The organism is Rhizobacter sp. P2_H3 (assembly GCF_056403355.1).
In genome coordinates this window covers 1-5499 of record NZ_JBFUFQ010000311.1, presented here as the reverse complement: position 1 = coordinate 5499, position 5499 = coordinate 1, and the positions used below count along the sequence as shown (strand labels likewise).

At 72.8% G+C, this 5499-nt stretch carries 4 protein-coding genes; 1 reads left to right on the top strand and 3 read right to left on the bottom strand.

Annotated elements, in window-relative coordinates; translation table 11 throughout:
- Window positions 1–1593: ribonuclease R family protein (locus AC1D1T_RS29645; protein WP_477993043.1), on the top strand; the 1593-nt coding region annotated here is incomplete at its 5' end.
- Window positions 1594–1598: 5 nt separating this feature from the next.
- On the opposite strand, the gene AC1D1T_RS29640 is transcribed toward AC1D1T_RS29645, so the two are convergent.
- The 3 genes from AC1D1T_RS29640 to AC1D1T_RS29630 all read right to left on the bottom strand — a co-directional run.
- Complete coding sequence (locus tag AC1D1T_RS29640) at window positions 1599–3101, bottom strand: NAD(P)H-hydrate dehydratase (protein WP_477993042.1); 1503 nt, start codon at window positions 3099–3101, stop codon at window positions 1599–1601.
- Window positions 3102–3110: 9 nt separating this feature from the next.
- Window positions 3111–4448 carry an FAD-dependent oxidoreductase gene (locus AC1D1T_RS29635; RefSeq protein WP_477828001.1) on the bottom strand — a complete coding sequence of 446 codons (1338 nt, stop codon included), beginning with the start codon at window positions 4446–4448 and terminating at the stop codon, window positions 3111–3113.
- A partial coding sequence (locus AC1D1T_RS29630; RefSeq protein WP_477993041.1) for an amidase occupies window positions 4448–5499 on the bottom strand: 1052 nt, incomplete at its 5' end. The genes AC1D1T_RS29630 and AC1D1T_RS29635, both read right to left, overlap by 1 nt.

Genomic DNA, 5499 nt, shown 5'->3' with positions numbered 1-5499 from the left:
GTGTACTGCGAGCCGGTCAAGCTCGGCCGCGGCAAGGGCGCGTTCGAAGGCTGGCGCCTGGTCGTCGCGATCGCCGACGTGAGCCACTACGTGAAGCCGGGCGAGCCGATCGACGAGGACGCCTACGAGCGCGCCACCTCGGTGTACTTCCCGCGGCGCGTGATCCCGATGCTGCCGGAGAAGCTGTCGAACGGGCTGTGCTCGCTGAACCCGAACGAGGACCGCCTCGCGATGGTGTGCGACATGCTGATCACCACCGGCGGCGAGATCCACGCCTACCAGTTCTTCCCGGCGGTGATCTGCTCGCACGCGCGCTTCACCTACAACGAGGTGGCCGCGATCCTCGGCAACACGCGCGGCCCCGAGGCGGCGCGCCGCAAGGATCTCGTGCCGCACCTGCTGCACCTGCACGAGGTGTACCGCGCGCTGCTGAAGGAGCGTTCGAAGCGCGGCGCGGTCGATTTCGAGACCACCGAGACGCAGATCGTCTGCGACGACAACGGCCGCATCGAGAAGATCGTGCCGCGCACGCGCACCGAGGCGCACAAGCTGATCGAGGAGGCGATGCTCGCCGCCAACGTCTGCTCGGCCGATTTCATCGCGCAGCACAAGCACCCATCGCTTTACCGCGTGCACGAGGGCCCGACGCCCGAGAAGAAGACGCTGCTGCAGAACTACCTGAAGGCGCTGGGCCTGGGCCTGAGCGTCAGCGACGACCCGAAGCCGGGCGAGTTCCAGGCGATCGCCGCGGCAACGAAGGACCGGCCGGATGCGATGCAGATCCACTCGATGCTGCTGCGTTCGATGCAGCAGGCGATCTACACGCCGATCAACAGCGGCCACTTCGGCCTCGCGTACGAGGCCTACACGCACTTCACGAGCCCGATCCGCCGCTACCCCGACCTGCTGGTGCACCGGGTGATCAAGGCCTTGCTGCACGGCAAGCGCTACAGCATCGTGACCGGCGCGCTCGAACCGGCCTCGAAGGCGAAGCGCGGTTCGCACACCGAGGAAGAGACCTGGGAGGTCGCGGGCGCGCATTGCAGCGCGAACGAACGCCGCGCCGACGAGGCCTCGCGCGATGTCGAGGCCTGGCTCAAGTGCCGCTTCATGCGCGAGCACCTCGGCGAGGAATATGGCGGCACCGTCACGGCCGTCACCAGCTTCGGGCTGTTCGTCACGCTCGACGGCCTGTACGTCGAAGGGCTGATCCACATCACCGAGCTGGGCGGCGAGTATTTCAAGTTCGACGAGGCGCGCCAGGAACTGCGCGGCGAGCGCTCGGGCGTGCGCTACACGGTCGGCGCGCGGGTGCGGGTGCAGGTCAGCCGCGTGGACCTCGACGGCCGCAAGATCGACTTCCGCATGGTGCACGAGGGCGATGAGGGCGGCATTCCCGCGCGGCCTCGCAAGGTGGTCGACAAGACCGGCGGCGCGGCGGCCGAGCTGGCGTCGGTGAAGGGCGCGGACCGCGCGGCCAAGGCCGGCACGAAGGCGGCCAAGGGCCGGTCGGCACATCCGGTGCGCGCGGCCAAGACCGCAGCGCGCAAGAGCGGCGGCAAGCCACCCGCCAAGGCGCCGCGCCGGCGCTGAGGGCCTCAGCCGCGGCGCAGTTGCGCGTGCAGCGCGGCGATCAGGTCCGACGCTCGCAGCGGCGTCGTGGGTGACAGGTCGGCGGCCTGGCCGTGCTGCCAGGCGGCCGCGCTCGCCGCCTGCCGGGCGTCATCGATCGACGCCGCGTGCGACGTCGACCAGCGCCCGCCGAGCCATCCGGCCAGCACGTCGCCGGTGCCGGCAGTGGCCAATGCGGCGTTGCCGGTCGGGTTGATGATCGGCGCGCCACCCGGCGCTGCGATCACGCTGCCCGAGCCCTTCAGCAGCACGACGGCCCGCAGTTCGTCGGCCAGTGCCTGCGCAGCGCGCAGTCGATCGGCCTGCACGCTCGCGGTGTCGCGGCCGAGCAGCCGCGCGGCCTCCAGCGGGTGTGGCGTCAGCACGGCCGGCCGGCCGCCACGGCCGCGCGCGATCAGCAACTGCCGCAGGCCGGTGTCGGCGGCGATCGCGTTCAGTGCATCGGCATCGAGTACCAGGCGGGCAGCCTGGCCGATCACCCGTGGCAGCACGGCACGCACCGCGGCCCCACCGCCACAGCCGCAGACCACGGTGGCTTCGCGCAGCAGGTCGTCTTTCCACAGCGCCCGCCTGATCATCAGCTCGGGGTGCTCGCCGTCGAGTGCCGGGCCGGTCTCGTCGAGCCAGCTCAGGTACGTGCGGCCTGCGCCGGCCGCATGCCCTGCGCGCGCGGCCAGCAGCGCGGCGCCCGCCATCCCCGGTGCGCCACCGATCACGACCAGGTCGCCGAAGCTGCCCTTGTGCTGCGCATGCGCGCGCTGCCAGCCGGCGGCGGGTGGCGCGGCGCCGAGTGAGGAGTCGACCGATCCGGGGTCGATGTCGACGCCGAGGGTTTCGAGCCAGACCTTGCCGCAGCGGTCGCGCCCCTGGCCGGTGAACAGCCCCGGCTTCAGCGTCAGCAGCGACAGCGTGTGCGTGGCCGTCACGCAGGCATCGCCATGCGGCTGGCCGGTGTCGGCATCGAGGCCCGACGGCACGTCGATCGCGAGCACCGGGCAGGCGAGGGCGTTGAGCCGGTCGATCAGCGCCGCCAGCGCACCTTCGGGGGCGCGGCTCGCACCGATGCCGAGCAAGGCGTCGAGCGCAATGTCACCGGCGCGGCCGAAACCGAGGGGCGGCTGCTCGACCCACTGCAGGTCTGCGGCGAGCGCCAGCGCATGGGCCTGCTTCGCGTCGCCGCGCAGCCGTGATGGATCGCCCGCCAGCGTCACGAAGGTCTCGATGCCGGTGCGGCGCAGCGCGATGGCGGCCACCAGGCCGTCGCCGCCGTTGTTGCCCGGCCCGATCGCCACCCAGGCACGCCGCGTGTGCGGCGCGAGCGCCCGGGCGAGGCGCGCCACGGCATCGCCGGCGCGCTGCATCAGCATGAACGGCGGCACCGCCTGCAGCGCCGTGGCCTCGATCTCCCGCGTGCGTGCCAGCCCGTGCAGCGGCCAGGCAGGGGTTCCGGCATGGATCCGCTGCAGCATCGCGTTCACTCAGCGCCGCAGGCGCTCGATGCCCAGGCCGTCGATGTCGATCGCCGGCGCGCGCTGCGCGAGCTGGTCGGCCAGCACGCGTGCCGAGCCGCAGGCGAGCGCCCAGCCGCTGGAGCCATGGCCCAGGTTCAGCCAGATGCCGGCCAGCCCGCTCGCGCCCAGCACCGGTGGGCCGTCCGGCAGCATCGGCCGCGCGCCTTTCCAGCGCTGCGCCTGGCTCATGCGCGCCGCGCCCGGGAACCAGTCGTTCAGCACCTTGTACAAGGTGTCGAGCGAGCCCTTGTTCATCGCCTGCGCAGAGCCGCCCAGCTCGGCGCTGCCGGCCACCCGCACGCGTGAGCCCATGCGGCTCACGGCGACCTTGTACCGCTCGTCCATCAGCGCCGAGCGTGGGCCGACGTCGGGGTGCGCCTCGTGGTGGCGCAGCGGCGCCGTCACCGAGTAGCCGTAGACCGGCGCGAGCGGCAGGCGCAGCCCGTGCGGCGTCAGCAGCTGCGGTGCGCCCATCGCGGCGCAGACGACGATCGCGTCGAAGGTCTGCGTCTGCGGTTCGGCGATCGCCGGTGGCGCGCTGCGGCGGCCGCTGTCGCTGCTCGGTGTCGCGAGCGTCGATTCGTCGGCCGACAGCTGCAGGTGCGTGAGCTGCGGCCGCAGGCCGGGTTCGATGCGGCTGACGGTGGAGTGGAAGTTGAAGCGCGCGCCCAGGCGCTGCGCCTCGGCGCGCATCAGCCCGGCGAACTGGCGGCAGTTGCCGACCTCGTCGTTCGGCAGGTAGAGGCCGCCGTGCAGCGGGGTGTCGGGGTTCAGCCCGGGTTCGACGCGCCGGCATTGCGCCGCATCGAGCGTCTCGAAGCGGATGCCCAGGTCGTGCAGCATCGCGATGCCGGCCTGCGCATGGGCCGCGTCGCGCGCCGTGCGCCACAGCACCAGGTAGCCGTCGGTGCGCTCGTACTCGAGCTGCAGCGTGGCGGTCAGCTTGTGCAGGCGGTCGCGGCTGAACAGCGCGAGGCGCTGCATGCGCGAGCGGTTCGCGCGGAAGCTGTGCAGGCTGCTGGCGCGCCACCAGCGCCACATCCAGCCGAGCGTCGCCAGGTCGAGCGTCGGGTTCACGCGCACCGGCGAGTGCTTGCTGAACAGGTGGCGCAGCACCTTGCCCGGCATGCCCGGGGCGGCCCACGGCGTCACGTAGCCGGGCGCGATCACGCCGGCGTTCGCGAAGCTGGTTTCCGCGGCCACGCTGCCGCGGCGTTCGAACACCGTCACGTCGTGGCCGTCGGCGGCCAGTTCGTACGCGGACGTGACGCCGACGATGCCGGCGCCGATCACGGCGACGCGCATCAGGCGGCCTCCGCGTCGGACAGCGTGCGCTCGATCGCGAGCGAGACGTCGAGCACGGTGTCGTCGCGCAGCGCGCTGCTCCACACCATCAGGCCGACCGGCATCTCGCCGGTGCGGTGGCAGGGCAGCGAGAGCGCGCAGCCGTCGAGCATGTTGACGACCGACGGGTTCCGCAGCAGGCGCGCGTTGGTCGAGAAGAAGGCGTCGTCGCCGGCCAGGTCGGACACGAGGGGCGCGACCATCGGCACGGTGGGGCTCAGCAGCGCATCGAACGGCGCGAGGCGCGGCGTCATGCGGGCGATCCAGCCTGCGCGGGCCTGCAGCAGCGCGATGTAGTCGGCCGCGCTCATGCGCTCGCCGCGGCGGATGCGCAGCGCGACGCGCGGGTCGTAGTCGGCTTCGCGTGTGCCGAGCAGCGTGCGGTGCCAGGTCCAGCTCTCGGCCGCCGGCAGGCCACCGGCGGCGTTGATGGCAGCCAGCTCGTCGACTTCGGTCAGCGTGATCTCCTGCAGGCGGGCGCCCGCACGGCGCAGCGTGGCGAGGCTGCGCTCGAAGGCCGAGGCCACCGCAGCGTCCAGGCCGTCGAGGAAGGCGCCGCCGGGCACCGCCAGCGTCAGTGCGGAGGCCGGGCGCTGCGCCAGCGTCACGCGGCGCGCCGACAGCAGTTCGTGCAGCAGCACCGCATCGCGCACCGAGCGGGTGATCGCGCAGGCGGTGTCGAGCGAGGTCGACAACGGGATCGCGCCGTCGAGTGGCGTCAGGCGTGCGGTGTTCTTGAACCCGACCAGGCCTTGCAGGGCGGCGGGAATGCGGATCGAGCCGCCGGTGTCGGAGCCGAGCGCGGCCCAGGCGGCGCCGCTGGCGACCGAGGTCGCGCCGCCTGCGGTCGAGCCGCCCGGGATGCGCGCTTGCGGGTCGAGCGCGGCGGTGGCTGCATTCAGCGGCGTGCCATGGTGCGGGTTGATGCCGACGCCGGAGAACGCGAATTCGGTCAGGTTCGTGTGGCCGATCAGCGCGGCACCGGCGGCGCGCAGCCGGGACACCGCCGTGC